General features: G+C 65.3%; 2 protein-coding genes. One reads left to right on the plus strand and one right to left on the minus strand.

The window, feature by feature from the left end:
• A partial coding sequence (locus VB714_RS07300) for a class I SAM-dependent methyltransferase (protein WP_323222606.1) occupies window positions 1-362 on the minus strand: 362 nt, incomplete at its 3' end.
• A gap of 124 nt (window positions 363-486) precedes the next feature.
• Here VB714_RS07300 and VB714_RS07305 point away from each other — a divergent pair.
• On the plus strand, window positions 487-1,402 hold a 916-nt coding region (locus VB714_RS07305; protein WP_323222609.1), incomplete at its 3' end, for a glycerophosphodiester phosphodiesterase family protein.

Raw genomic sequence — 1,402 nt, forward strand, 5'->3', positions numbered from 1 at the left:
TCGTCTTCGAGGTGGTGGATCGCGAAGGACGAAACAACCGCATCGAAGCTCCCGACATCCGGCAAGGGTTCGTCGAGGTCGTGGCTGATCAGCTCGAAGCGCGAGTCGCCTTCGAACCGCTTGCGGGCTGAGCGCAGCATCGGTTCGGAAATCTCGAGGCCGACGCCACTCATCCCGGGGCGCCCGATCGACAGCAGGGCCAGTGTTCGTCCGTCGCCGGTTCCAAGGTCCAGGATCCGCCGTGCGTTTCCCGGCACGTGGTCCAGCAGCACGCCTTCACCTTCGCTTCGGTGGGGAAAACCGCCGGCAGCAGCGAGGTACTGCTCGACCCGATCTTCTTCCGACCACTCCTCAGATGCCATGCCGGCGATCCTACCGCCGGCAAGCCGGCCATTTGCCGGGTCATCACACGCAGGACCCGAACCGGGTCTAGACTCACCCCATAGCTGCCACGAGATGCTTCAGGGAGACGAGGGGAATCCCCACATGAGACGAGTCGCCGCTGTTGCCGTGCTGTTGATCTGCGGGCTTGCCACGGGGCAGGCTTCGGGCGCCGACCCAAGCCGGCCGGCGACCCCTCCGCCGACCGACTTCTGGCAGGACCAGGGCTTCATGAACATGGCCCATCAGGGTGGAGAGCTCGAGGCTCCCGGCAATACGCTCTACGCCTTCAAGACCGCAGTCCGCTACCGCGGGGCCGACGCCCTCGAGATGGACAGCTTCGTCTCTGCCGACGGCGTGCTGATGGTCACCCACGACATGCGCCCGTCGGGAACCTCGAACGCGCCGAACGACAGTGATCACGAGGTCCGCGACCTGACCGTCGATGAACTCAAGAGCTACGACTTCGCCTGGAAGTTCACCCCGGGCAAGGGTCACTACGGATTCAACGAGGCCGACCCGCATCCGTACCGCGGCATCGCCACCGGCGGCAGGCCACCGCCGCTCGGCTACAGCGCGAACGACTTCACCATGGCCACCTTCGAGGAGGTACTCGAAGCTTTCCCCGATACCCCGCTCAACATCGACATGAAGAGCAACGGTTCGGACCCGGGCGTTTCCCTGGCCGCGGCCGATGCCCTGGCGGCAATCATGAACGCGCATCCGGAGCGCAGCGAAGACGTGATCGTCGCGTCCTTCGACCAGGCTGCCATGGAGCGCTTCCACGAACTCGCGCCGGACCACAAGGCACTTTCGGGAAGCCTCGATGCGACCCTGGGCTACGTGAACGGCAACGCGCTGAGCCCGGTGCCGGTCGCGGTTCAGCCGCCGGATCTGTTCAACCTGGGAGGCACCCTGGTCAGGACGGTTCCGATCCTGAAGCCACTGGCCGACTACGACGGCTTCGCCGTTCACGTCTGGGGCTCGGACAGCGATCCCGAGCAGGAGACCGACTCCTTCT

Origin of the sequence: Spirulina sp. 06S082 (genome assembly GCF_034932145.1) — a bacterium.
Classification (GTDB): Bacteria; Cyanobacteriota; Cyanobacteriia; order Cyanobacteriales; family Spirulinaceae; genus CCY15215.